The following is a 24,777-nucleotide window of genomic DNA, read 5'->3' as shown; positions in this document are numbered from 1 at the left end:
GTCCTTTCTCAACCGACTGACACGCCAGTCTAATCGTCTGCGCCTAATTCGCCCGTTGAATCAGTGGGCCGTCCCGGCGGGTGCGCTGAGGCGGCCGGGACGTCCTTCCCGGCGCCGGCTCAGGCGCCCTCGACGGTCTTCTCGTAGAGGCCCGGGAAGCGCCCGTCCGGGTCGAAGACCCGCTTGAGCTGGGCGGGAAGCGACCCGCCGTAGAGCGCCTCGAACTGCTCGCGGGTGTAGAAGGCCTCCGAGTACAGCGACTTGTGCCCGCCGAGCTCGTGGACCTTCGCCTCGATCGCGCGGTTGAAGGCGCCCTCCCCGGCGTCCGGGCCCATCAGGTCACCGGGCACCGCCGACCAGAACCCGGCGTTGATCCAGGTGGTGCCCGGCTGGAGCGGGTAGAGCGGCCAGGGCGCCTCTGCCCCGGCGGTCAGCTCGCCGGTGCCGACCAGCTTCTCGGAGCCGGCGCGCAGCCGGATCGGGCACAGCCACATCGGCTGGATGTCGCAGGAGGAGAAGAACCAGCGCAGCCACTCGGCGAGCCGGTCGGTGGTCACCTCGACGTCCTGGACAACCCGCTCGCGGTGCGGCTCGCCGGTGCGCGCCCGGGTCAGCCGGTGCTCGATGTCGAAACGGCGGTCCAGGCCGACCAGCTTCCAGTAGAAGCTGGAGCGGCGCAGGCTGCGCGGCCACAGGCGGCGCACCGTCGGGTCCTGCGCGCCGAAGGCCCGCGAGCACCAGAACCAGTCGATGTCCCAGCGCCACAGGTAGTCGCGGAAGGCCAGCCGGTCGCGCAGCACGCCCTCGGGGTGCTGGATGGAGCGGTAGTAGACCCGCTCGCGGGTGTAGTCGCTGACCGGGCCCTCCTCCTGCGTTCCGGTGCCGAGCACCAGGTAGAGCTCCTCCGGGGAGAAGACCACCGCGTCCAGGTAGTCGACGCGGACGTCGGCGTACTCGGCCGTCTCGGCGGCCGCACCGAGCGCGGCGGCGAAGCTGTCCGGGTCGTTGAAGCGCACGTGGCGCAGCTCGACGGCGGCCGGGGCGTCCTCGAGCAGCACGCGCAGGCGCACCGCGTAGCCCAGCGAGCCGTAGGAGTTGGGGAAGCCGCGGTAGAGGTCGACGTTCTCCTCCGGCGAGCAGGTGACGATCTCGCCGGTGCCGGTGAGGATGTCCATCTCGGTGACCGACTCGTGCGGCAGGCCGTTGCGGAAGCAGGTCGACTCGACCCCCATGCCGCTGACCGCCCCGCCGAGCGTGATCGTCTTCAGCTGCGGGACGACCAGCGGTACCAGGCCGTGCGGCAGGGTGGCGTCGACGAGGTCCTCATAGGTGCACATGCCCTGCACGTCGGCCGTCTTGGCCACCGGGTCGACGGCGATGACCCCGTGCAGCCCGGAGACGTCCAGGCCCGCGGCGTCGCCGGAGCGGCCGCGGAAGAGGTTCGAGGTCTTCTTCGCCAGCCGGGCGCGTGTGCCTGCGGGGATGGCGCGGAAGCTCTCCGTGAGCTTGTCGACGCCGCGTTGGTGCGCCCACCAGCCCACAGGTTCCACGTCGACGGGGTCGACCCCGCGCCCGATCGCAAGCGACTGTGTGGCCCTGGCCGCCAGCCCGACGGCCGCATCGCGAATACCCATGCCCGTCACCCTAACTCCGATCCCGGGCACCGCGCCCGCGGAGAAATCCCGCGCCCGGGGAGAACCCGGGGCAGATTTCAGGGCCTGACGGGGTCTTCGACCTCGAGGGCGGCCTCGGCCGAGAGCGCCGCGCCCTCCGGCAGCAGGCGCAGCACCGGCCACCAGCCCGGGTGCGGCTCGGGCAGGCCGAGTACGGCGGCCGCCTCCGGGTCCGGCAGCCGGTGGCGCATCCCGTTGTCGGAGACGACCTGCACGCCGTGACCGGTGTCGACGGCGAAGGCGCCCGCACCTGGCCCGGCGAAGCGCTCCGCGGTGCCCTCCCCGGGAAGCTCCACGGCCGTTCCGTAAGGCCGGGCGGTGTGCAGGCTCAGCGCGGCGTCCGGCCCGCCGGTGCACACCTCGGCGTCGGTGGGGTCGGCCAGCTCGAGTGCGCCCACGCCGTCCGTACCCGCGGCGTCGAGGTCGGCGGCCGTCAGCTCGGGCAGCTCCGGGGCGGCGGCGAGCACCTCCGTCGGCGGGCGCCACACCCTCGTGGCCTGGTCGACGCCGAGCGCGGCGCGCACCCGGTCGCCGTCGGCCGTGCCCTCCTCGGGCAGCGCCCGACGGCCCTCCGCGGTGACCAGCCAGTCACGCACGGTGCCGGAACGCGCGCCGGCCGCGCGCGGCCGGGCGATGAGCCCCGCGGCGTCGTCAAGCGGACGCGGCGCGGTCAGCGCCACGGTGACCGCGCCGTCGGGGGCCACGCAGGCGGCCCAGCGCGCCTCGGGCGCGGGCGCCTCCTCGGCGACGGTGCCCGGCGCGCCCGGGATGCCCACCGGACGGCCGAGCGGGCGGGCGGACAGCGCGTCCGGGGAGGCCTCGGCGGGCTCCTCCGGTCCGCCGGCGATCAGGCGGGCGGAGGCGAGGTTGGCCACGGGGTGGACCGTCTCGTCGACGCGGACGAAGAGGGCCCCGGACTCGGCGCGCAGGACGGCGGCCTCGCCCGGGTCCGGGGCGGGGTCGATGACGGCGAGCAGGCCGGCGCCGGCGGCGACCAGGCCGGCGGCCGCCGCACCGATCAGCCCGGCGCGCCGGCGGCGGGCCAGCGGGTCGTGGATCATGCGGATGTCGCCGAAGACCAGCCCGTGGCGCAGGCGGCGGGTGAGGAAGCGGTGGCCGGAGACCTGCGCGCGCGTGGTCGGTGCCGGCCCCGGCGCCGGTCCGCGCCCGGGCGTGCCCGCGGCTGCGGCGCCGGCTGCGCCGCGCGCGGCTGAGTGGTCGTGCCTTTGTGACATGGTCCTCCCCCGTCTAACCGTGGTGTTCCCCCTCGGCTGCGGGCCCGGGTCAGCTCCGGTCCGCGCCGCCTTTGGCGCACACCCTAGCGCGGGGCGGGCGGGCGCGCCCGGTGAGCGGGTCCGGGCCCCGCGGCCTGCGGGCCGGTCCCCCAAAGGCGCACCCACGGCTCAGCCCGGGTAGGGCAGGTCGATCAGCTCGGGGCCCAGCCCCGCGGCCGCCGCCCCCGGGGCGAGCCGGCCGCCCAGGTACCCATGCGCGGGCGTGACCAGCCCGCCGGGGGTCCCCTTGAGCCGCTCCGGGCGCGGCACCGTGGGGCGGTGGTGGCGCGGCGCCTGCGCGTCCTGCGCCTCCGGGTCCTCGAGCACCTGCGGCTGCGGGCGCGGCGAGGCGGGCGACTCGGCGCGCAGCCGGTCGAGCTCGGTGTCGGTGAAGGCCTGGTTGACCGCGTAGACGACGGTCCCGCCGTCCTCGAAGACCGGGGTGAGCCCGGGCGAGCGGCGCAGCACCGGGGAGATGAAGTCCGAGGCGGCCTGGAAGGCCCAGAATCGCGGCGGGGAGTCGATGATGAAGCGCACGTCGAGGCGCTCGGCGGCCTCGTCGACGGCGTTGGCCATCCGCGGGTCGCCGAAGTCGCCGGCGCCGAGCAGGTTGGCGCGGAAGGCGACGAGATCACTGTCGGAGCCCAGCCGGGCGACCGGCCAGTTGTAGTGGCGGAACAGCGTGGGCACCCCGGCGTACGGGTAGGCCCAGGCGTGCCCGTCGGCCGGTTCGCCGGAGACCAGACCGCCGCGGACCTCGGGGCGGGTGGCCAGCCACTCGAAGGCGCGCTGGTCGGCCGCCGAGACCATGCGCTGGTTCGCGTGGTTCTCGGCGACTGCCCAGCGGGCCCCGCGCGCGGTGCCGGCGACCGACCACCACAGGCAGCCGGCGCCGACGGCGACGGCCAGCACCACGGTGACCACGCCGCGCGGCCCGCGGCCCCGCGTGAGAAGCGCACCGAGCCCCGCGACCACGGCGCCCAGCCCGGCGGCGGCGAAGGCGACGGTGAGCATCGCCACCGGCATGACCAGTCGGGTGTCGGAGGAGTAGTGCATCGAGGCCACCGCGCCCAGCACGCCGCCGGGGACCCCGGCCCAGGGGCTCAGCGCGTGGGCCAGCAGCGCAGCCTGGAACGCCCAGAGGGCCAGCGCCCACAGCCCGCGGCGACGCAGCACCGACCACACCGCGCCCACGGCGGCGACGACCAGCAGCGGCACCGGGTTGAAGTCGGGGAACTCCTCACTGTGGGTGACCGCCATGGTCACCGCGTCGTGCCAGGACTCGGCGTGGCCGATGCCGCGCTCGAAGTTGTAGCCGGCGATCTCGCCGACCTGCCCGACCGCGGAGAGGACCTGCGGGGCGACCGCCGCCGCGGCCACCACACCGGGGCCGGCCAACCAAGCGAGGTCGCGCAGGCGGCGACGCCACCCGGGAAGCGTCGGGCGCCACAGGCCGGCCAGCAGCCACCAGAGTGCGACGCCGAGGACGACGACGGTGACCGGGCCGGGCTGCAGCTGCAGCACGCCGGCGAGCCCGAGGGCGGCCGGCAGCGCGGCGCGGGGCCGGGCGGGCACCGCAACGAAGAGCGCGAGCACCGCCCCGAACGCGGTCATGGCGACCAGGTACGGCCAGGCGCCGATGAAGTAGCCGACCCACATGACGGCGGGCACCCAGGTGACGCACGCCCCACCCAGGGCGGCGGCGACGCGGGCCGGCCAGCCGCGCGAGCCGGCGATGCGCCAGGCCAGCGCCGCCGTCGAGACGGGGAGCGCCAGCGCGGGCAGCACCACGGCGGCGTGCTGGACGGCGGGCACCACCCCGGAGCCGGTCAGCCGGGCGGCCAGGGCGACGGCGGCGTGCCAGGCCGTCGGGTAGTAGAGGTAGGCGCCGGTCTCGATGTTCTGCAGCTCGCCCATCCGCGTCGGCGTAGCGACGCCGGTCTCCAGGATGAAGCGGACCACGCTGGCGTGCCAGAGGGGGTCCCAGCCCTGGTCGACGGTGGCCATGCCGTCGCGCAGCGGGGCGCGCCAGCCCACGGCGGCGCCGACCGCGCCGACGACCCCGACGAAGACGCCGAGGGCCGGCAGCGGCCAGTCCCACCGGCGCGTGACGGCGCGGGCGCCCGCACCGGGTGTGCGGGCCTGAGGCCGGGTCCCGCGGCGCGTTTCGACCCGCGCCTCAGCCCGCTCCTCAGCCCGCGACCGGCGCCGCGGGCGCGGCAGCGGCGGGCGTCGCCAACCCTCGGCACCGACGACCCAGCGCCAGACCAGTGCGACCGCCAGGGCGATGGCCCAGGCGACGAGCGCGGTCACCGGGCCGAAGCCGACGCCGAGCAGCCCGCAGACCCAGGCGGCCAGCCCGTAGACGCCGAAGCTGACAGGCAATGAGACGACCGCCGCCCACGGCAGTCGCAGGCCGGCGGCCAGCCCGACGAGGCCGCCGGGCAGCGTCGCGGTGAGCGCGAGGACGACGATCAGCGTCCAGGAGACGCTCATCGGAGGGTGTCTTCGGGATCGCCGCCGGCGGTGCGGTCGCCGTCGGCGCGGGCATCGCCCGGGTGCGCGGGCGGTGCGGGCACCGTGCGCCTGGTGCGGGTGGTCGCGGCGCGGGCGGCCAGTTCCCCGGGGGCCGGATAGTCGACGCCGACGAGGCTGAGTCCGCAGGCCGGGGCGACCGGCACGGCGGAGCTGCGCGAGGTCTCGGACAGAAGTGCGTGGGCGAAGTCGGGCTCGCGGCGGCCCTCCCCCACCGCCAGGCAGCAGCCGACCAGCGAGCGCACCATCGACCAGCAGAAGGCGTCGGCGCTCACCCGTGCCTCGTAGAGCTGCGGCTCGGCCGGGGTGGAGACGTCGTGCCAGGTGAAGGTCTGCAGGTCGCGCACCGTGGTGGCGTGCTCCCGGGGCTTGCAGAAGGCGGCGAAGTCGTTGAGGCCGACGAGCCTGGCGGCCGTGGCGTTGAGCCGGTCGAGCTCGACGGGCTTGGGCCACACGGCGGTGTCGCGCGCCCGGGTCGGCAGCGCTCCCGAGGGCGAGGTGGTCACCCGGTAACGGTAGTGGCGGCGCAGCGCGGAGAACCGGGCGTCGAAGCCCGCCGGGGCGAAGCTGCAGGCGCGCACGATCACGTCGGGCTCGAGCAGCTTGCGCAGCCGCGGCACCAGGCGTGCCGGGTCCCCGGCGATGGAGCGCTGCCCGAGCACCGCCGCGGGCACGTCGACGTGGGCGACCTGCCCGGAGGCGTGCACGCCGGCGTCGGTGCGCCCGGCGACGGTCAGGGTGACCGGCTCGCGGAAGATCAGCGAGAGCCGGTCGGTGATCTCGCCCTCCACGGTGCGGATGTCGGGGTCCTTCTGCCTGGCCCACCCGTGGAAGTCGGTGCCGTCGTAGGCGATGTCGAGGCGCAGCCGGACGTGTCCGGCCGCCTCCTCGTGGTCGGTGCTCCCCGTCTCCGGGCTCATCGGCTTCCGTGGCCTCTCTTTCCGCGTTAGCGTCCGTACGCAGGGGTGAAACAGATTAACGGTACCAACCGACACAGACGACCGCCGCGCCTCCCTCGACGGGTGACGCGGCGGTCGGTTCAGGCGGGTGGGAAGGTGCTTTACTTGCCGGCCTTCGGGTCGGTGACGCCCTCGGTGTCGAACTGCTCCTTGCGGACGGTCTCGGAGACGGTCTCGGTGTCCTGGACCTGCTCCTTGTTCAGGGCGATCTTCTCGACCGGGACGGTGTCCTTGGAGACGTTCACGCGCTCCTCGTGGAGGGTGACCGAGGCCTCCTCCTCGCCGATCTTGCCGGTGAAGTTCTTGGCGTCCTCCTCAGAGATCGGGGTGCGCTCGACGCGGACCTCCTCGCGGGTGACCGGGACCTCGACCTGCTCGGTGTCCTCGACGACGTACTTGCGCAGGCGGGCCTCGCCGGAGGCGACGCGTTCCTTGCCCACGTTCAGGCGCTCCTCGGATCGGATGATCTCGTCGGCGTTGCCTGCCGCCTGACGCTGGGCGTCGACATCGGCGGCGGCGCGACGCTCGGCGTCGACGTCGTCCTCGGCGTGGTGCTTGCCGTCAGCGGCGGCACCGACACCGGCACCCGCGCCCGCACCGGCCGCGGCGTAACCGGCCTTGTCGCCGGCGACCTCGCGCTCACCGGCGGCGGCCTCGCGGCGGTCGGAGCCCACACCGGTGATGCCGGGGGCGTCCTGCACGCCGTAGTGGCGGTAGAGCTCGTCCTGCTGCTCCGAGGTCAGGTTGCGGTCGGAGTCCAGTTCCGGGGCGTCCTTGACGCGGTCCTTGGAGAAGGCCAGGTTCAGGGCGTCGCCCTCGAAGTTGGCGCCGCGCAGCGGCACCAGGCTGGAGCTCATGCCGAACAGACCGTGGCCGACCTCGACGAAGGTCGGGGCACCGGTCTCGTCGTCGACGAAGATCTCCTTGATGTCGCCGAGCTTGTCGCCGGTGTTGTCGTACGCGGTCGCCTCGAAGAGCTCCTTGAGATCGCGCTCGTTGGCCATTGTTCGTTCCTTTCGCTCGGCGCCGTCCAGCGGCGCCCGGTCGGTGATGCGTCTGAAAAAGAAAGGTTGCGGGCAAGCCCCGCTTCCTGCCCGCCAGGCTATGGACATCGCAACCGACATGTCCGCCCCACCGCGGCCCTCCGGGGCCCAGAGACCCCGAAATTGAACAGAAAATGAACAGCCCGGTCCGCTTTCGCCACCAAACGCGCCGCCGGTGCCAGCCCATTCATCACGCCCGCTGAATGGTTTGAGCCCGCGACACCCCGTCACGGGCCGAGAAATGAAGATTTGGTAACACTTGGAACCAACTGCGGTGATGACCTTTCTCCAGTCGTCTTACGTGTCGCCCGACCGCCGTCGCGATTGCCGACGTCGCGCCCCGCGCCGTCGGTGGTCCGCCTCACCGCCGGTGTCCCTCACCGTCGACGCCCCTCCCCCGTGCGCGGGCTCCCCCACGCATGACGAAACCCCGCGCATGAGTTGCGCGGGGTTCGGGCGCCCGGTGGGCGCCGGCTCATACCGGGTCAGTCCGGTACGGGAGAACTACTTCTCCTCGGCCTCAGCCTCAGCGGCCTCGGTCTCCTCAGCCTCAGCCTCGGTGGCCTCGTCGGCCTTGCCCTCGGCGTCGGCCTCGGCGGCCTTCTCCTCCTCGGCCTTCTGCGAGGCGGCCACGCGGTCGGCGCGGGAGGCGTCCTTGCCGGCGACCTCCTCGAGGACCAGGGAGATCTGGGACATCGGCGCGTTGTCGCCGGTGCGGTTCTCCAGCTTGATGATGCGGGTGTAGCCACCCTCACGGCCCTCGAACTGCGGGGCGAGATCATCGAAGAGGTGCTTGACCACGGCCTTGTTGGTGACCTTGGCCAGGGCCTCGCGGCGGTCGGCGAGCGTGCCGGCCTTGGCCTTGGTGATCAGCTTCTCGGCGTACGGGCGCAGGGCCTTGGCCTTGGCGTCCGTGGTCTTGATGGCGCCGTGCTCGAACAGCGACGAGGCGAGGTTCGCGAGAACCTTGCGCTGGTTGGTCGCCGATCCGCCGAGGCGGGCGCCCTTCTTCGGGGTAGGCATTGATTACTCCTCGTGTGAAAGTTGGTGAGCGGGCGTTCTACTCTTCGTCCTCGGCCTCGTCGTCCACGAATCCACCGGTCTCGGCGTCGTAGCCCTCCAGCTGCGTGGGGTCGAAGTCCTCCGGCGCGTCCTTGAGCGTGAGCCCGAGGCCGGCCAGCTTGATCTTGACCTCGTTGATCGACTTCTGCCCGAAGTTGCGGATGTCCAGCAGGTCCGACTCGGTGCACTCAGCGAGCTCACCGACGGTGTGGATCTCCTGGCGCTTCAGGCAGTTGTAGGACCGGACGGAGAAGTTCAGGTCCTCGATCGGCATGCTGTAGGCGGCCAGCGACTCGGACTCCTGCGGAGAGGGCCCGATCTCGATGCCCTCGGCCTGCTCGTTGAGCTCGCGGGCGAGCCCGAACAGCTCGACGAGGGTGCCGCCGGCGGACGCCATGGCGTCGCGAGCGGTGATGGAGTTCTTCGTCTCCACGTCGATGACCAGCTTGTCGAAGTCGGTGCGCTGCTCGACGCGGGTCGCCTCGACCTTGTAGCTGACCTTGAGCACCGGCGAGTAGATCTGGTCGACCGGGATGCGGCCGATCTCGCCGGCGGTCTGAGCCGCTGGGACGTAGCCGCGGCCGCGCTCGACCACGAACTCGATGTCCAGGCTGCCCTGCTCGTTGAGCGAGGCGATGTGCAGGTCCGGGTTGTGGATCTCGACACCGGCCGGCGGCTCAATGTCGCCGGCGGTGACCTCGCCCGGGCCCTGCTTGCTCAGGTACATCACGACGGGCTCGTCGGAGTCCGAGGACAGCACCATCGACTTGATGTTCAGGATGACGTCGGAGACGTCCTCCTTGACACCGGCGATGGTGGTGAACTCGTGGAGCACACCCTCGATCTTGACGCTGGTCACGGCCGCGCCCGGGATGGACGACAGCAGGGTGCGACGCAGCGAGTTGCCGAGGGTGTACCCGAAGCCGGGCTCCAGCGGCTCGATGACGAACCGGGAGCGCGACTCGTCGATGTACTCCTCGGTGAGGGACGGTCGCTGAGAAATGAGCATGATTCTCTCCTTTGGCGCCCGCTATATGACGCCGGTAGGTGGAAAGGTGGAGGACGGGACTCGGAGGATTACTTCGAGTAGAGCTCGACGATGAGCTGCTCCTGCAGCGGGATGTCGATCTGGGCGCGCTCGGGCAGCTGGTGCACGAGGATGCGCAGGGTGTCGGGGACGACCTGGAGCCAGGCCGGGACGACGGAGTCGTTCAGGTTCTCCTGGGCCTCCTCGAACCAGACCATCTTCTTGGAGCGGTCACGCACGTCGATGATGTCGTACTGCGAGACCTGGAACGACGGAACGTTGGTGTTCTTGCCGTTCACGGTGAAGTGGCCGTGGGAGACCAGCTGGCGGGCCTGGCGGCGGGTGCGGGCCAGACCGGCGCGGTAGACGACGTTGTCGAGACGGGACTCGAGCAGGATCAACAGGTTGTCACCGGTCTTGCCGGGAAGGCGGTTGGCCTTCTCGTAGTAGCGGTGGAACTGCTTCTCCATGACGCCGTAGGTGAAGCGGGCCTTCTGCTTCTCCTGCAGCTGGAGGAGGTACTCGGACTCCTTGATACGGGCGCGGCCGGCCTGACCCGGCGGGTAGGGGCGACGCTCGAAGTAGCGGTCTCCGCCGACGAGGTCGACGCGGAGACGGCGGGACTTACGGGTTGCGGGACCGGTGTAACGGGCCATTTCTTCCTAACCTTTCCTTTCCCTTAGACGCGGCGACGCTTCGGCGGACGGCAGCCGTTGTGCGGCTGCGGGGTCACGTCGGAGATCGAGTTGACCTCGAGGCCGGAGGCCTGGAGGGAGCGGATGGCGGTCTCGCGGCCGGAGCCCGGCCCCTTGACGAACACGTCGACCTTCTTCATGCCGTGGTCCATCGCCTTGCGGGCGGCGTTCTCGGCGGCCATCTGCGCGGCGAACGGGGTGGACTTGCGGGAGCCCTTGAACCCGACGTGGCCGGAGGAGGCCCAGGAGATCACGTCACCGTTCGGGCCCGTGATGGACACGATGGTGTTGTTGAAGGTGGACTTGATGTACGCGTGGCCGGCGGCCACGTTCTTCTTCGGAGTGCGGCGCCCGCTGCGGCGTGCGCCAGAGCGTGTCTTCGGAGGCATGTGTTACTTCTTCTTTCCGGCGATCGTCTTCTTCGGGCCCTTGCGGGTCCGGGCGTTGGTCTTGGTGCGCTGACCGTGCACGGGCAGGCCGCGACGGTGGCGGCGACCCTGGTAGCTACCGATCTCGATCTTGCGACGGATGTCGGCCTGGACCTCGCGGCGCAGGTCACCCTCGACCTTCCAGGACGCCTCGATGACGTCGCGGAGGGCGGAGACCTGCTCGTCGGTCAGGTTGTCGGTGCGCAGATCGGGAGAGATGCCGGTCTCCTCGAGCAGCTTGGCGGCACGGGCGGGGCCGATGCCGTAGATGTAGGTGAGCGCGACCTCCATGCGCTTGTTGCGCGGGAGGTCGACGCCGGCTAGACGTGCCATGTGGCAGTACCTTTCCGGTTGTTACGGTGGTTTGCTCCTCTTCCGTCCACGCCAACCGGCGTCCCGTCCGGACCGTTACCCGGAGAGGTACGCCGTGGTGCGCGCGGCTCCAGCCACCGTGGCCGGAGGTGTGCAGCGCCCCGCGCCCGTCGTACGGGAGCGGGGTACCTGGGAAAAGAGGAGGCGAAAATGTCCTACTTGTAGCGGTAGACGATGCGACCGCGGCTGAGGTCATAGGGCGACAGCTCGATGACCACGCGGTCCTCGGGGAGGATGCGGATGTAGTGCTGACGCATCTTTCCGCTGATGTGCGCGAGAACCTGGTGTCCGTTGTCCAGCTCGACCTTGAACATCGCGTTCGGCAGGGGCTCGATGACGCGGCCCTCGACCTCGATGGCGCCTTCCTTAGCCATATCCTCCACATTCCCGGACGGCCGTGGCCGCCCTCGTCGTTTGCACTGCAAGTCAGGCGTGCGCGTATGCCGCACACGCCGTCGGGTAACTCTACCCAGGTAGCAGGGAAAACGCAAAAACACCCCGGTCGCGGGACCGGGGTGCTTGACGACGCCGCGCGGGGCGGCGCGTGCGGGTCTAGTAGACGTAGACCATGTCGCCGACCTGGAGCTGGTCGAAGTACGTCACCGCGTCGTCGTGGTTGAGGTGGATGCAGCCGTGCGAGAGCAGGTTGACGTTGCCCTGGTGGAAGGCCACACCGGTGTTGGTGAAGTACACCGAGTACGGCATCGGGGCGTTGCCGAACTCGTGCGAGATCTCGTCCTTGACCTTGCGGTTGACGAAGTGGGTGCCCTTCGGGGTCGCGGTGGCCGGCGAGGGCGCGCCGGCGGACATCGGCACGGGGCCGTAGGAGACGCGACCGCCGTCCTGCAGCCAGGTGCGGCCGCCGTCGATGTCGATGCAGGCGCGGGCCTGGGCCGGGCAGGGGCCGGTGTCCACGCCGGTGTTAGCGGCGGGCGGGGCCGGGCGGGCGGCCGCCTCGGCGGCGGCGACGCGCGCGGCCTCCTCGGCGTTCTTCTGGGCGATCAGGCCGGGGAAGAGCCCCTCGACGACCTGGTCGACGAACTGGCGGGCCGGCTCCTGCATCTCGGGCGGCAGGGCGGCGGCCTGCTGGTGCAGCCAGACGCGCGAGTCCCAGGCCTGCTCACGGGCCTGGTCGGCGAGGTCGTCGATCTGGGCCTGGAAGTCGGCGGGCAGCTGCATGGCGGACGAGCCGACCTGCGGGAGCTCGGCGGAACCGGGTCCGGAAAGGGTCTGGGCGTTGGCGTTCACCGGGCCGGCCACGAGCGTCGCGGCGGCCGCGCCACCGGCGAGCAGGGCGCCGACGCGGCGACGGGCGCGCGACGGCTTGGCGTGTCGGGGCTTGTAAGTCATGCGGCGAGTATAACGTCTCCCCTACTCAACCGCGCGCGACGCCCGCGCCGGACGCCGAATCGCCCCGCGCTCGGGGCGCGGGGCGGCGTCGGAAATCGGATTCAGTCCGGGCGCGTCACTCAGCCCGCGGGGTGAGGATCCGGGGACCGTCGGCCGTGGCGGCGACGGTGTGCTCCCAGTGGGCGGCACGGGTACCGTCGGCGGTGATGACCGTCCAGTCGTCGTCGAGGATCTCAGAGTCCCAGGTGCCCAGGGTCAGCATGGGCTCGACGCACAGCGTGGTTCCGTCCTGGATGACCGGGCCGTGGCCGGCACGGCCCTCGTTGGCCAGGTACGGGTCCTCGTGCATCTCGTGGCCGATGCCGTGCCCGCCGAAGCCATCGACGATGCCGAAGGCCAGGCCGTGGCGCTCCTCGGCGGCGCGGGTGGCCACCTCGAGGGCGTGCGAGACGTCGGAGAGCCGGGCGCCGGGCACCATGGCGGCGACCCCGGCGAGCATGACCTCCTCGCAGGCCTCGTTGAGCGCCTGCGAGTCCGCGTTGAGCTCGCCGACGCCGAAGGTGAAGGCCGAGTCGCCGACCCAGCCGTCGAGCGTCGCACCGCAGTCGATGCTGACCAGGTCGCCCTCGGCGAGCACGGTGTCCTCGTTCGGGATGCCGTGGACGATGACGTCGTTGACGGAGGCGCAGATGGAGCCCGGGAACCCCTGGTAGCCCAGGAACGTCGGGTAGGCTCCCGCGTCACGGATGGTCTGCTCGGCGACCGCGTCGAGCTCCTTGGTGCTCACCCCGGGACGGGCCGCGGCGCGCACGGCGAGGAGGGCCGCGCCGACCACGCGGCCGGCGGCCTCCATCGCGTCGAGCTCGCCGGGGTCTTCGCCGGGATGCGCTTACGCCGGAAGATCAACTTCGCTTAGCCCTCGACGTGATCGTTGATGGCGGCCAGGGCGCGGGCGTTGATCTCCTCGATCTCGCCCTCGGCCTCGACGTTGATCAGCTGGCCCTCGTAGTGCTCGATCAGCGGGGCGGTCTCGTCGCGGTAGACCTGCAGACGGGTACGGATGGTCTCCTCCGTGTCGTCGGCGCGACCGCGGGCTAGCATGCGCTCGACCACGACGTCCTCGGAGACGCGGAAGTTCAGCACGCCGTCGAGCTTGAGGCCCTTCTTGGACAGCAGGTCGGTCAGGATCTCGGCCTGCTCGACCGTGCGCGGGAAGCCGTCGAGCAGGAAGCCGTCGGCGGCGTCCGCCTCGTCGAGGCGGGACTCGACCATGCGGGCGGTGACGTCGGTCGGCACGAGCTTGCCGGCGTCGATGTACTGCTTGGCCTCCACGCCCAGCGGGGTGCCCTCGCCGATGTTGGCGCGGAACAGGTCGCCGGTGGAGATGTGGGGGACGTTGAGCTTCTCGGAGAGAATGGCGGCCTGGGTGCCCTTGCCGGCACCGGGGGGCCCGAGGAGAACGAGTCTCATTTGAGGAGTCCTTCGTAGTTGGATTGCAGGAGCTGGCTCTCGATCTGCTTGACCGTGGTCAGGGCGACCGAGACGAGAATCAGGATGGCGGTGCCGCCGAAGGCGGTCATGCCCGATCCTTGCTGGCTGCCGACGCCCAGGTCCAGGGCGATGTTCGGCAGCACGGCGATGATGCCCAGGTAGATCGAGCCCACGAACAGCAGGCGGTTCATCACGTACCCGAGGTACTGGGCCGTGGGACGCCCCGGACGGATGCCCGGGATGAAGCCACCGTACTTCTTCATGTTCTCCGCCTGATCATTCGGGTCGTACTGGACCGAGACGTAGAAGTAGGAGAAGAAGATGATGAGCACGAAGTAGATCAGGATGTAGATCCACGACGAGGGCGTCATCAGGTGCGAGATGACGTTGCGCTGCCACCAGTTGTCCGGCGCGCCCGCCTGGCCCGAGTTGACGATCTCGGTGATGAGCACCGGCATGTAGATCAGGGACGAGGCGAAGATGACCGGGATGACGCCGGCCTGGTTGACCTTCAGCGGCAGGTAGGTCGAGGAGCCGCCGTACTGGCGGCGCCCGACCATGCGCTTGGCGTACTGGACCGGGATGCGGCGCTGGCCCTGCTCGACGAAGACGACGCCGACGACGAGCACGATGACCGCGGCGATGACGATGCCGAAGACGAGGCCGCCGGAGTTGTTGAGCACGCTCATGCCGTCGTTGGGCAGGCGGGTGGCGATGCCGGCGAAGATCAGCAGCGACATGCCGTTGCCGATGCCCTTCTCGGTGATCAGCTCACCGAGCCACATGACGATGATCGCGCCGGCGGTCATGGTCACCACGAGCACGATGAGGTCCCAGAGGTTGCGGTCGGCGACGAGGACCTGGACACCCTGGCCGAGCAGCTGCTCGCGGTCCGCCAGGGCGACGATGCCCGCGGACTGCAGCAGCGCCAGCGCCACCGTCAGGTAACGGGTGTACTGGGTCATCTTCGTCTGACCGGACTGCCCCTCCTTCTTCAGCTGCTCGAAGTGGGGGATGACCACGGTCAGCAGCTGCACGATGATGGAGGCCGTGATGTAGGGCATGATGCCGATCGCGAAGACCGACAGCTGCAGCAGCGCCCCACCGGAGAACAGGTTGATGAGCGAGTAGACGCCCGACTGTCCATCGGTGAGGTCGCGGAGTCGCCCGGCGATGGACTGGTAGTCCACTCCCGGGGACGGGATCTGCGCGCCGACGCGATAAAGGATGATCATCGCGAGGGTGAAGAGAATCTTCTTACGCAGATCGGCGTCCCTGAATGCCTGGATGATGGCGGACACGAACCCTCCTGGCTTCCCGCCGGCTGAGCACGAGGCTCGCCCTCCCGGTTCGGGAACGGGCACAAAATATAGCCGCTCAGCTGCGGGAAGTGTTCTCATGGCCCCGCCGCTTACCAGGCGTGCGGGACTGGTGGACACAATTGACTCTCCTACCCTACCAGCAGCACCGCGTTCAGCCACCAAACCCGGAAGGGTTAAGCATCACCAGAGTGCACCCGCAGGCGCATTGGGTTAACATTTGGTTAACCCCCGGTTAAAGGAGAGATCACCGTGTCGAACAACGACCTTGCCCCCGAGCACTTCGACAACGTGCGCCGCGATCTGCACCGCCGCTTCGGCCACCGGATCGACGCCGAGACCGTCGACCGCGTCCTCGACGAGGCCATCGCCGCCTCCTCGGACGCCGCGGTCTCCACCTTCCTGCCCACGCTCGTCGACCGCGAGGCCTCCGACCGCCTCAGCGAGATGCTCACCGCCGACGACCCCGACGCCGCCTGCCGCCAGGAGATCGTCTACGTCTCCCGCCGCAACGCCGGCCGCACCCAGCTGGCCGCGTCCATCACCCGCGCGCTCGCCGACGAGGACGTCGTCGTGCGCGAGATCGGCCTCGAGCCCGTCGACGGCATCAACCCGCATGTGGTCCCCGTCCTCGAGGAGAAGGGGCTTCCCACCGACATCCTCGGCCAGATCCACCTGGTGCCGCGCACCGTGCACCGCGCCGACGTGGTGGTGCTCATGGGCGTCGACGTCGACGAGATCCCGGACGTGCCCGGCGACCGCTACGTGCACTGGGACGTGCAGAACCCCGACGGCCGCTCGCTCGAGGACGTGCGCGCCACCCGCGACCGCCTGCTGGAGCTGATCCCGGGCCTGCTGAACGACATGGGCGTGCGCACCTCCGCCACCGTCGCGTAAGCAATAACGCCGACGCCGCACACCGCGGCGTCGGCAATTTCTTTTTCAACGCGCAAAAAGGACCCCGTCGGTCGCACTCAAGCGACCGACGGGGTCCTTCTCTCACCTCCGCGGCTCCCGCGTGCGCGGGGCCGGGACGAGGCGCCTTAGTCCTCCGTGTTGACGGAGCCGCCGGCGGCCTCGATCTTCTCCTTGGCGGAGCGGGAGAACTTGGCGGCGGTGACGTTCAGGGCGACGTCGATGTCCCCCTGACCGAGCACCTTGACCGGCGCCTTCGGGCGCACGAGGCCCTTGGCGGCGATCTCGGCGGCGGTGACGTCGCCGCCCTCCGGGAAGGCCTTGGCCAGGTCGCCGACGTTGACCACCTGGTAGTAGACCTTGTTCGGGTTGCGGAAGCCCTTCAGCTTCGGCAGGCGCATGTGGATGGGCATCTGGCCACCCTCGAAGCCCGCCGGAACGTTCTTCCGGGCGCCGGTGCCCTTGGTGCCGCGGCCGGCGGTCTTGCCCTTGGAAGCCTCACCGCGGCCCTTGCGGGTCTTGGGCTTGTTCGCGCCCTTGGCCGGGCGCAGATCGTGGAGCTTGATGATGTCGCTCATGGTTTACCTACTCCCCTGCCACTTCTTCGACGGCGACGAGGTGGCGCACCTTCTGGATCATGCCGCGCGTGGCACCGTTGTCCGGCTGGACGACGGTGTGGTGCGGGCGCTTCAGGCCGAGGGCCTCCAGGTTGGCGCGCTGGATCGGGTTGAGCCCGACCCGGCCGCGGGTCTGCGTGATCTTCAGAGCCATGGTTTAGGCCTCCTGTCCAGCGCGAGCGCGCAGCATACGGGCCGGGACGACCTCTTCCAGGGACTTGCCGCGGCGGGCCGCGACCTCCTCCGGACGCACGAGGGCCTTCAGGCCCGCGACGGTGGCGCGGACCACGTTGATGGCGTTGCCCGAGCCCAGGGACTTGGACAGCACGTCCTGCACGCCGGCGCACTCGAGCACCGGGCGGGCGGCGCCACCGGCGATGACACCGGTACCGGGGGCGGCGGGCTTCAGCATGACGCGGCCCGCGGAGTCCTCACCGATGACCGGGTGGGTGATGGTGCCACCGACCATGGGCACGCGGAAGAAGTTCTTGCGAGCCTCCTCGGCACCCTTCTGGATGGCGGCCGGCACCTCCTTGGCCTTGCCGTAGCCGACACCGACCATGCCCTGGCCGTCGCCCACGATGACGAGGGCGGTGAAGCTGAAGCGGCGGCCGCCCTTGACCACCTTGGACACGCGGTTGATGGTGACGACGCGCTCGATGTACTTGTCGCGCTCGTCCTGCTGGCGGCGGTTGTTGCGGCCGCCGCGGCGGTCGCGGCGCTCGCCGCGCTGCTCGTTGTTCTTCTTGTTCTCGTCGGCGGAGCGTCCGCCGTCACGCCGTTCACGTCCCGGCATTACGCGATCCTTCCGTAGATGTTCGTCTTGGCTGCGGTCATCAGAACTTCAACCCACCTTCGCGGGCGGCGTCGGCCAGAGCGGCGACGCGGCCGTGGTACTGGTAGCCGGCGCGGTCGAAGACGACGCGCTCGACACCGGCCTCCTTGGCGCGGGCGGCGAGCAGCTCGCCGACCTTGGCGGCCTTGGCCTTCTTGTCGCCGTCCAGATTGCGCAGCTCCGCCTCGGTGGTGGAGGCCGCGGCCAGGGTGTGGCCGACGGTGTCGTCGATGATCTGGGCGTGCATGTGACGCGAGGAACGGTGGACGACGAGGCGCGGGGCCTCGGCGGTGCCGCGCAGGTTGCGACGCACGCGGGCGTGACGCCGGCTGCGGGCCAGACGACGACGCGTCGAGATGTCCTTGCCCACCGGGACGCGCTTCTTGCTGTTCTCTGCGGTGTTGCTCATCTTTACTTACCCGTCTTTCCGACCTTGCGGCGGACCTGCTCGCCCTCGTAGCGGATGCCCTTGCCCTTGTAGGGGTCGTGGCGGCGCAGACGACGAATGTTGGCGGCGAGCTGGCCGACCTGCTGCTTGTCAATGCCAGTGATCGAGAACTTCGTGGTGCCGTCGACGGCGAAGGTGATACCCTCCGGCGCCTCGACGGTGATCGTGTGGGAGTAGCCCAGGGAGAACTCGAGGTCCTTGCCCTTGGCGACGACGCGGTAGCCCACGCCGAAGATCTCCATGTTGATCGTGTAGCCCTCGGTGACACCGACCACGCAGTTGTTGATCAGCGAACGGGACAGGCCGTGCAGGGCACGGTTCTTGCGGTCGTCGTCGGGACGGGCGACCTTGATCTGGTCGTCCTCGACGGCGGCGGTGATGGGCGCAGGCAGCGCGACGTGCAGGGCACCCTTGGGGCCCTTCACGTCGACGTCCTGGCCGTCGATGTTGATCTCGACACCGCTCGGGATGGTGATCGGGGCGTTACCGACACGCGACATTAGTTAATCACCCTTCCCTTACCAGACGTAGGCGAGGACTTCCCCGCCCACACCCTTCTCGTTGGCCTGTCGATCGGTCATGAGGCCGTGGGACGTGGAGATGATGGCCACGCCCAGGCCGCCCAGGACCTTCGGCAGTTCGGTGGACTTGGCGTAGACGCGCAGGCCCGGCTTCGACACGCGGCGCAGACCGGCGATCGAGGCCTCGCGCTGCGGGCCGTACTTGAGGTCGAGCGACAGGGTCTTGCCGACCCGGGCGTCCTCGACGGAGTAGTCGGAGATGTAGCCCTCCTGCTTGAGGATCTCGGCGATGTTCACCTTGATCTTGGAGGACGGCATCGACACGCGCTCGTGGTGCGCGCCGGAGGCGTTGCGCACACGCGAGAGCATGTCGGCAATAGGATCAGTCATGGTCATGGATGTGACCGTTGCCTTTCTCGTTGCGGTTCCTTGAGGATGCCCCACCGAATGCGTTCTCCGGGTGCTGTCTCGGGCCACTTGTGCCGGTCGGACTCAGTAGTCCGCCTGCTCGCTGCCCTTCGTCCACCACGGTCCGCGTGACCGGCGGGGGGCCTACAACAAAGTAGGAAGTACTTACGGTTGGACCCCGCCCACCGGGCAGAGGTCCGTCGACCGAGGCTACAGGCCCGCACACCCTCGTGGCAAATCCCGATTTCCGACGTCGCGCCCTCCCCCGTGCGCGCCCGCAGCAGGCGCCGGGCGCCGGGTCACCGCGGGCGCACCGCCCGCCGCGACGGGCACGGGCCTAGAGTGGGCCGTGCCGATGCGGCGGCGCCCCGCCCCGCCGCCAGTGAGAGCAGGAAGGAACCCAGCGTGAACGACCCGACCCGGGACAACACCGCCAACCAGTGGCTGCTCGAGGCCTGCGAGGTCCTCGACATCGACTACGAGGGCTTCAAGGCCGTCATCCCCGATCTCCTCGACCTGACCCGCGACGTCGCCCACGGCCCCTCCCGTCCCGCCGCGCCGCTGACGGCGTTTCTGGTCGGCGTGGCCGCCGGCCGCGACGGCGCACAGCTGCCCGAGCACGGCCACGACCGCGTCGCCCAGATCACCGAACGCCTGCGCGCCGACGGCTACCTGGACTGATCGCCCCACCCGCAGACCCGCCGAAAGGAACCCGCACGTTGTCCCGCATCACCCCGTCCTTCGCGGTGAAGAAGGTCCGCCTCGACGAGGCGGGCGCCGTGGAGACCGACACGCGCGCCGACGTCGTCGCCGGTGAGGAGCCCCTCGAGATCCGCGTCGGCGGGAAGACGCTGACGACGACGATGCGCACCCCCGGCGCGGACATCGATCTCGTCCACGGGCTGCTCTACTCCGAGGGGCTGATCAGCTCCGCCGACGAGGTCACCGAGGCCCGCTACTGCGCCGGGGCCTGCGGGCCGGACGGGGTGAACACCTACAACGTCCTGGAGTTCGAGCTGGCCGGCGGGCGCGCCCCGGCCCCGGAGTTCATCCGCACGCTGCCGACCTCCTCGGCGTGCGGGGTGTGCGGCTCGACCTCCATCGAGCAGATCATGTCGAAGGCGCGCCACCCCATCGTGCCGCTGGCCCTCGACCCGCAGCTGGTAGTCAGCCTGCCGGAGAAGCTGCGCACCGGGCAGAAGGCGTTCCGACGCACCGGCGGCATCCACGCCGCCGGCGCCTTCACCGCCGACGGGGATCTGGTCAGCGTGCGCGAGGACATCGGCCGGCACAACGCGGCCGACAAGGTCATCGGCGACCTGCTGCGCACGGGCAGGATGCCGGCGGAGAAGATGATCCTCGTGATGAGCTCGCGCGCCAGCTTCGAGCTGGTGCAGAAGGCCGTCACCGCGGGCTTCTCCGCGCTTGTCGCCGTCTCGGCGGCCAGCTCCCTGGCCGTCGAGCTCGCCCGCGAGGCGGGCCTGGCGCTGACCGGCTTCACCCGCCCGGGCCGCTTCAACCTCTACTCCGGCGAGCTCGCCTGAGCCCCCGCCCCACCGACGAGAGCGGCCCCGCCTCAACAAGAGGCGGGGCCGCGGTGTCTCACGGGTGTGGGATCAGTCCCGGTAGACCTCGTTCTTGGACATGTTCAGGTAGGCGTAGACGCCGCCGATGAGCAGGCCGCCGCCGACGAAGTTGCCCAGCCAGACCATCAGCCAGTTGATCCCGACCGCCCCGATAGTGAAGTTCTCGGGCATCAGCGCCGGGTCGAAGCCGGCGTTGAAGAAGGTCAGGGTGAACAGCGAGAAGTTGGCGATGATGTGCTCGAGGCCGAGGCCGACGAAGATGGCGATGAACGGCACGATCACGAAGAACTTGCTCACCAGGTCCTTGGCGAACAGCGCGCCGACGATGCCCATGTTGACCACGAAGTTCGCGCCCATGCCCTCGACGAAGGCTTGCCAGGGCCCCTTGTCCAGCTTGCCCTCGGACAGGGTGGCGATCAGGTGGCTGGAGTCGAAGTCGTTGAACTTGGCGGAGTAGCCGAGCAGGGCGGCGATCAGGGCCGCGCCGATGAGGTTGAAGAACGTGGTGACCACGAGCAGCCAGACGGCCTTGCCCCAGCCGATCTTCTTCTGCACCGCGCCGTAGGACATGAACATCATGTCGCCGGTGGCCAGCTCGGCGTTGAGGATCACGATGGCGAAGAGCCCCAGGCCGAAGAACAGGGCGAAGAAGACCGCGCCCAGGGCGGTGTTGTCCAGCGCCGTGTTCACGCCCTGGCCGACGACGGCGGCGAAGGCCGTGGCGACGGTCAGGTAGACGCCGGCCAGCGTGGCGCGCGTGGCGAAGCGCAGGAAGTCGTGGGTGAGCAGTTCGTCCTTCTTCTTGACCGCTCCCGCGACGGTCTCGTTCAGGGACATGGGCAAAGCCTTCCTCTTCAGCGTCCGGTCGAACCGGGGTGACGTCCCCGGCACGCCCGGGGCGATTGTCCCGGCCGAACCGGGTGAAACATCGACGTGCCCGGCACCGCGCTTCGGTACCGGGGCGACGCGGGACACCTTACTCCCCGCCTGACCTGCGGCCCACATGGAGGTGCGAGATCCTGGACACAACAGCATTGTCCCGGACCGAATCTCGGAAAACCCGGGCATGCAGAAGACCCCCGCCCGAAGGCGGGGGTCTGTGCGCTACGCGGCGCTCACGCGGGGACGTCGCCCCGACGCGGCGTCGGAAAGCGGAAGGCTCTTAGGCCTCCTTGGCCTGCATGCGGCCGTCCTTGCCGGCGAAGGGGAAGCCCAGCAGACGCAGCAGCGAGCGGCCCTCCTCGTCGCCACCGGCGGTGGTGACCAGCGTGATGTCCATGCCGCGCGGACGGTCGATCTTGTCCACGTCGATCTCGTAGAACATCGTCTGCTCGGTCAGACCGAAGGTGTAGTTGCCGTTGCCGTCGAACTGCTTGTCCGACAGGCCGCGGAAGTCACGGATGCGGGGCAGCGCGACCGTCAGCAGACGGTCGAGGAACTCCCACATGCGGTCGCCACGCAGGGTGACCTTGGCGCCGATCGGCATGCCCTCGCGCAGCTTGAAGTTCGCGATGGACTTGCGCGCGCGGCGGATCTGCGGCTTCTGACCGGTGATCGCGGTCAGGTCCTCGATCGCGCCGTTGATCAGCTTGGAGTCGCGGGCGGCGTCGCCGATGCCCATGTTGACCACGATCTTGGTCAGGCCGGGCACCTGCATGACGTTGTCGAAGTTGTACTTCTCCTGCAGCTTGCCGCGGATCTCGTCGCGGTAGACGGTCTTGAGCCGCGGGGTGTAGTTCTCAGCCATTTAGATGTCCTTCCCGTTGCGCTTCGAGATGCGGACCTTCCGGCCGTTCTCGTCGAAGCGGTACCCCACGCGGGTGGGGTTGCCGTCCGAGTCGAGGACCGCCACGTTCGAGACGTGGATGGGCGCCTCCTGGGTGACGATGCCGCCGGACTCGGCGCCACGCTCCTGGGCGGAGTCGGCGACGTGCTTCTTGATGCGGTTGACACCTTCGACCAGGACCTTGTCGCGCGCGGGGTAGGCCTCGATGACCTTGCCGCGGGCGCCCTTGTCCGGCCCGGAGATGACGAGGACCGTATCGCCCTTGTGGATCTTCACCTAGATCACCTCCGGTGCGAGGGAAACAATCTTCATGAACTTCTTCTCACGCAGCTCACGGGCGACGGGCCCGAAGATGCGGGTACCGCGCGGCTCGTTGTCGTTGCGGATGAGCACGGCGGCGTTCTCGTCGAACGCGATGTAGGAGCCGTCCTTGCGGCGGGTCTCCTTCTTCGCACGGACGATGACGGCCTTGACGATCTCGCCGGCCTTGACGTTGCCGCCGGGAGTCGCCTCCTTGACAGTCGCCACGACCGTGTCGCCGATGCCAGCGAAGCGTCGGGTGGAGCCACCGAGCACGCGGATGACCAGGATCTCCCGGGCACCCGTGTTGTCGGCGACCTTCAGACGCGATTCCTGCTGAATCACTGGGGTCTCCTTGACCTGGTTGCATGTGCGTCAGATTTCCGTCCTGTACGCACGCGGTCTCTTGCTTCTTTGCCTCGACGGCGCCGCGCATCACCTGCGCCGGCGTCCCGCGGGACGTCGGGCGGCTCGGAAACGCACCGCCGCGCCCGCCCGTCGGGGCAACCCGAACATTAAACCACCCGGTCACCGCGCCGGTCAAACCCCGTGTCGGGGCGCACACGGGCCCGATTTCCGACGCCCCGCCACGCGCCCGTGGGCGCGCGTGCTAACGGTCCGTCGGGTCCCCCGGCGCGGAGCCCTCCGCGTCCGCGTAGGCGTCCGCCGCGGTGGTGCCGGCGTCCGTTCCTGGCCCCGCCGGTTCCTCGCCCACGGCGGTGGGCTCGGTCTCGGCGACGATGCGCACCTCTCCGGGGATGAGCGGGCGGTTCTTCGCGTCCGCCCAGAACTCCTCGCTGTCGAAGGAGTCCGCGTCGAAGTCGGCGTCCGGGTCGCCGGCGAGCTCGTCGACGACGTCGGCGGTGATCACGTCGCGCAGCCCCTCCCCCTCGACGCTGGCGGCGCGCTCGTGGCGGGCGAGGTCCACCCAGTCCTCCCGGGAGAAGCGGCCCTTGCGGTCGATGCGGCGCAGGATCAGCGCGCGGATCTTGTCGCGGCGGCGCGACTCCGCGGTGATGCGGCGGCGCCCCTTGGACAGCCAGGTGATCAGCAGCACCGCGATGAGCACGATGCCCAGCCAGCCGAGCCACGGGAAGACGTTGGCCACCAGCAGGGTGAAGTCGAAGAAGCTCAGGGCGAAGCCGGCCAGCGTGACCACGGTGAAGATGATCCGGTAACGGTTCGGGGCGGCCACGGAGACGCGCTTGCCCAACGAGTAGAAGACGCCCAGGGCGGTGGAGAAGATCATCAGGTAGGTCGCCACGGAGGCGAAGATGCCCAGCGCCGGGTTCATCTCGGTGATCAGAGCCAGGGTCGGCAGGTCCGCGTCGTGGACGGAGTCGATCTGGAAGATCAGCGCGACGGCCATCACGATCAGGATCGCGCCGAAGAGCCAGCCGCCGATGAAGCCGCCGCGGCCGGCGGTGCGCGGGTGCCAGTTGTTGCCGCCGATGATCAGGGCCATGGCGATGCCGGAGAACACCGACAGGCCGATGTAGTTGAAGGTCGACAGCCACCAGTTCGGCAACGGGGACTCGACGGACTCGCGGGCGAAGGCCTCGGCCGCGGCGATGTCGTCCGGCGGGTTGGCCACGCCGTAGAGGGCCGCGGCGAGCAGCACGAGGATCATCACCGGGGTGATCGTGCCGATCATGTTGGTGACCTTGTCCACGTTGAACATCCCGGCGGCGAGCACGAGGGCGACCATCAGCGCGGAGCCGCCCCACAGCGGCAGGCCGAACTGCTGGTTGAGGTGGATCCCGCACCGGCGAGCATGACGAAGCCGATGCAGAACTGTGAGATCGACAGGGAGTAGTCGAGGAACTTCGCCATCAGCGCCGAGGTGATCGACTCGAAGACCATGCCGTGCGACTGGGCGCGGAAGTAGCTGCCGTACTGCAGGATCACCATCGCGGTGAGCGGCATGAGCAGCAGGGCCACCGCGCCGCCGGCGATGCCCCACCATCCGTAGGAGACGTAGTATTGCAGCATCTCCTGGCCGGAGGCGAATCCGGCGCCGACGGTGACGCCGAAGTAGGCCAGGGCGATCACGAGGATCTTCTTCAGGGTGGCGGTCCCTCTCCTTTTCTTCAGTTCGGTGTCGTGTACCGATCTTGGTGGTCGCAGACGGTC

At 70.0% G+C, this 24,777-nt stretch carries 30 protein-coding genes; 3 read left to right on the top strand and 27 right to left on the bottom strand.

Annotated features, from left to right (window positions below):
* Positions 1-119 precede the first annotated feature (119 nt).
* The 15 genes from QP119_RS05865 to secY all read right to left on the bottom strand — a co-directional run bounded on the left by QP119_RS05865 (position 120) and on the right by secY (position 15,210).
* Entirely contained in the window at positions 120-1,634 is a 1,515-nt protein-coding gene (locus QP119_RS05865; RefSeq protein WP_284774397.1) for an FAD-binding oxidoreductase, read from the bottom strand.
* A 77-nt stretch (positions 1,635-1,711) separates the two neighbouring features.
* Complete coding sequence (gene eccB, locus QP119_RS05860; protein WP_284774395.1) at positions 1,712-2,908, bottom strand: type VII secretion protein EccB; 1,197 nt, start codon at positions 2,906-2,908, stop codon at positions 1,712-1,714.
* 168 nt (positions 2,909-3,076) lie between these two features.
* Complete coding sequence (locus QP119_RS05855) at positions 3,077-5,443, bottom strand: DUF6541 family protein (RefSeq protein ID WP_284774393.1); 2,367 nt, start codon at positions 5,441-5,443, stop codon at positions 3,077-3,079.
* Complete coding sequence (truA, locus tag QP119_RS05850; protein ID WP_284774391.1) at positions 5,440-6,402, bottom strand: tRNA pseudouridine(38-40) synthase TruA; 963 nt, start codon at positions 6,400-6,402, stop codon at positions 5,440-5,442. Before truA ends, QP119_RS05855 begins: the two co-directional genes overlap by 4 nt.
* A gap of 140 nt (positions 6,403-6,542) precedes the next feature.
* Positions 6,543-7,445, bottom strand: coding sequence for a PRC and DUF2382 domain-containing protein (locus tag QP119_RS05845; protein WP_284774389.1), 903 nt, complete (start codon positions 7,443-7,445; stop codon positions 6,543-6,545).
* A gap of 543 nt (positions 7,446-7,988) precedes the next feature.
* Positions 7,989-8,507 (bottom strand): 50S ribosomal protein L17, encoded by a 519-nt coding sequence (gene rplQ, locus QP119_RS05840; protein ID WP_284774388.1) that lies wholly within the window; start codon positions 8,505-8,507, stop codon positions 7,989-7,991.
* A 37-nt stretch (positions 8,508-8,544) separates the two neighbouring features.
* On the bottom strand, positions 8,545-9,555 hold the full coding sequence (locus tag QP119_RS05835; RefSeq protein ID WP_075663259.1) for a DNA-directed RNA polymerase subunit alpha: 1,011 nt from the start codon (positions 9,553-9,555) through the stop codon (positions 8,545-8,547).
* A gap of 68 nt (positions 9,556-9,623) precedes the next feature.
* Complete coding sequence (gene rpsD, locus QP119_RS05830; protein ID WP_284774386.1) at positions 9,624-10,229, bottom strand: 30S ribosomal protein S4; 606 nt, start codon at positions 10,227-10,229, stop codon at positions 9,624-9,626.
* Positions 10,230-10,252: 23 nt separating this feature from the next.
* On the bottom strand, positions 10,253-10,657 hold the full coding sequence (rpsK, locus tag QP119_RS05825) for a 30S ribosomal protein S11 (RefSeq protein WP_075663257.1): 405 nt from the start codon (positions 10,655-10,657) through the stop codon (positions 10,253-10,255).
* Positions 10,658-10,660: 3 nt separating this feature from the next.
* On the bottom strand, positions 10,661-11,029 hold the full coding sequence (rpsM, locus tag QP119_RS05820) for a 30S ribosomal protein S13 (protein ID WP_075663256.1): 369 nt from the start codon (positions 11,027-11,029) through the stop codon (positions 10,661-10,663).
* A gap of 194 nt (positions 11,030-11,223) precedes the next feature.
* The gene (gene infA / locus QP119_RS05815; protein WP_075663255.1) at positions 11,224-11,442 is read right to left on the bottom strand and encodes a translation initiation factor IF-1; all 219 of its coding nucleotides are present in this window, start codon (positions 11,440-11,442) and stop codon (positions 11,224-11,226) included.
* A gap of 178 nt (positions 11,443-11,620) precedes the next feature.
* Complete coding sequence (locus tag QP119_RS05810; RefSeq protein WP_284774384.1) at positions 11,621-12,418, bottom strand: L,D-transpeptidase; 798 nt, start codon at positions 12,416-12,418, stop codon at positions 11,621-11,623.
* Positions 12,419-12,533: 115 nt separating this feature from the next.
* Positions 12,534-13,271: a type I methionyl aminopeptidase gene (gene map, locus QP119_RS05805; RefSeq protein WP_284774383.1), complete on the bottom strand. Its 738-nt coding sequence runs from the start codon at positions 13,269-13,271 to the stop codon at positions 12,534-12,536.
* A gap of 59 nt (positions 13,272-13,330) precedes the next feature.
* Positions 13,331-13,888 (bottom strand): adenylate kinase, encoded by a 558-nt coding sequence (locus QP119_RS05800; protein WP_284774381.1) that lies wholly within the window; start codon positions 13,886-13,888, stop codon positions 13,331-13,333.
* Complete coding sequence (gene secY, locus QP119_RS05795) at positions 13,885-15,210, bottom strand: preprotein translocase subunit SecY (RefSeq protein ID WP_284774379.1); 1,326 nt, start codon at positions 15,208-15,210, stop codon at positions 13,885-13,887. Before secY ends, QP119_RS05800 begins: the two co-directional genes overlap by 4 nt.
* A 270-nt stretch (positions 15,211-15,480) precedes the next feature.
* On the opposite strand from secY, the gene QP119_RS05790 reads away from it, so the two are divergent.
* Positions 15,481-16,125 carry a low molecular weight phosphatase family protein gene (locus QP119_RS05790; RefSeq protein ID WP_284774377.1) on the top strand — a complete coding sequence of 215 codons (645 nt, stop codon included), beginning with the start codon at positions 15,481-15,483 and terminating at the stop codon, positions 16,123-16,125.
* Positions 16,126-16,271: 146 nt separating this feature from the next.
* On the opposite strand, the gene rplO is transcribed toward QP119_RS05790, so the two are convergent.
* The 6 genes from rplO to rpsH are packed head-to-tail and all read right to left on the bottom strand — an operon-like array spanning position 16,272 to position 18,960.
* Positions 16,272-16,721, bottom strand: coding sequence for a 50S ribosomal protein L15 (rplO, locus tag QP119_RS05785; protein WP_284774376.1), 450 nt, complete (start codon positions 16,719-16,721; stop codon positions 16,272-16,274).
* A 7-nt stretch (positions 16,722-16,728) separates the two neighbouring features.
* A complete protein-coding gene (gene rpmD / locus QP119_RS05780) occupies positions 16,729-16,914 on the bottom strand; it encodes a 50S ribosomal protein L30 (protein WP_284774374.1) in 186 nt (61 codons plus the stop codon).
* A 3-nt stretch (positions 16,915-16,917) separates the two neighbouring features.
* Entirely contained in the window at positions 16,918-17,556 is a 639-nt protein-coding gene (gene rpsE / locus QP119_RS05775) for a 30S ribosomal protein S5 (protein WP_284774372.1), read from the bottom strand.
* 40 nt (positions 17,557-17,596) lie between these two features.
* Complete coding sequence (rplR, locus tag QP119_RS05770) at positions 17,597-18,004, bottom strand: 50S ribosomal protein L18 (RefSeq protein WP_284774370.1); 408 nt, start codon at positions 18,002-18,004, stop codon at positions 17,597-17,599.
* 2 nt (positions 18,005-18,006) lie between these two features.
* Positions 18,007-18,543, bottom strand: coding sequence for a 50S ribosomal protein L6 (gene rplF, locus QP119_RS05765; protein WP_284774368.1), 537 nt, complete (start codon positions 18,541-18,543; stop codon positions 18,007-18,009).
* A gap of 18 nt (positions 18,544-18,561) precedes the next feature.
* The gene (gene rpsH, locus QP119_RS05760) at positions 18,562-18,960 is read right to left on the bottom strand and encodes a 30S ribosomal protein S8 (RefSeq protein ID WP_284774366.1); all 399 of its coding nucleotides are present in this window, start codon (positions 18,958-18,960) and stop codon (positions 18,562-18,564) included.
* A 417-nt stretch (positions 18,961-19,377) separates the two neighbouring features.
* Between rpsH and QP119_RS05755 the strand changes: the two genes are divergently transcribed.
* Positions 19,378-19,653, top strand: a complete 276-nt coding sequence (locus QP119_RS05755; RefSeq protein WP_284774364.1) for a DUF6457 domain-containing protein — start codon at positions 19,378-19,380, stop codon at positions 19,651-19,653.
* 38 nt (positions 19,654-19,691) lie between these two features.
* On the top strand, positions 19,692-20,516 hold the full coding sequence (gene fdhD, locus QP119_RS05750; RefSeq protein ID WP_284774362.1) for a formate dehydrogenase accessory sulfurtransferase FdhD: 825 nt from the start codon (positions 19,692-19,694) through the stop codon (positions 20,514-20,516).
* Between the two features lie 72 nt (positions 20,517-20,588).
* Here fdhD and QP119_RS05745 read toward each other — a convergent pair whose 3' ends face one another.
* The 6 genes from QP119_RS05745 to QP119_RS05720 all read right to left on the bottom strand — a co-directional run bounded on the left by QP119_RS05745 (position 20,589) and on the right by QP119_RS05720 (position 24,696).
* Positions 20,589-21,395, bottom strand: a complete 807-nt coding sequence (locus tag QP119_RS05745; protein WP_284774360.1) for a formate/nitrite transporter family protein — start codon at positions 21,393-21,395, stop codon at positions 20,589-20,591.
* A 325-nt stretch (positions 21,396-21,720) separates the two neighbouring features.
* A complete protein-coding gene (gene rplE / locus QP119_RS05740) occupies positions 21,721-22,305 on the bottom strand; it encodes a 50S ribosomal protein L5 (RefSeq protein ID WP_284774359.1) in 585 nt (194 codons plus the stop codon).
* A complete protein-coding gene (gene rplX, locus QP119_RS05735; protein WP_075663239.1) occupies positions 22,306-22,620 on the bottom strand; it encodes a 50S ribosomal protein L24 in 315 nt (104 codons plus the stop codon). It abuts the gene before it with no gap.
* Positions 22,621-22,989 carry a 50S ribosomal protein L14 gene (rplN, locus tag QP119_RS05730; protein ID WP_075663238.1) on the bottom strand — a complete coding sequence of 123 codons (369 nt, stop codon included), beginning with the start codon at positions 22,987-22,989 and terminating at the stop codon, positions 22,621-22,623. It lies immediately after the preceding gene.
* Positions 22,990-23,254: 265 nt separating this feature from the next.
* Positions 23,255-24,352: a YkvI family membrane protein gene (locus tag QP119_RS05725; RefSeq protein ID WP_284774357.1), complete on the bottom strand. Its 1,098-nt coding sequence runs from the start codon at positions 24,350-24,352 to the stop codon at positions 23,255-23,257.
* Positions 24,352-24,696 carry a hypothetical protein gene (locus QP119_RS05720; RefSeq protein WP_284774355.1) on the bottom strand — a complete coding sequence of 115 codons (345 nt, stop codon included), beginning with the start codon at positions 24,694-24,696 and terminating at the stop codon, positions 24,352-24,354. The genes QP119_RS05725 and QP119_RS05720 overlap by 1 nt, the downstream gene beginning before the upstream one ends.
* Positions 24,697-24,777: the final 81 nt, after the last annotated feature.

Origin of the sequence: Corynebacterium frankenforstense, assembly GCF_030211955.1 — a bacterium.
GTDB lineage: Bacteria > Actinomycetota > Actinomycetes > Mycobacteriales > Mycobacteriaceae > Corynebacterium > Corynebacterium frankenforstense_A.
This window is presented reverse-complemented; position numbering and strand designations above follow the sequence as displayed.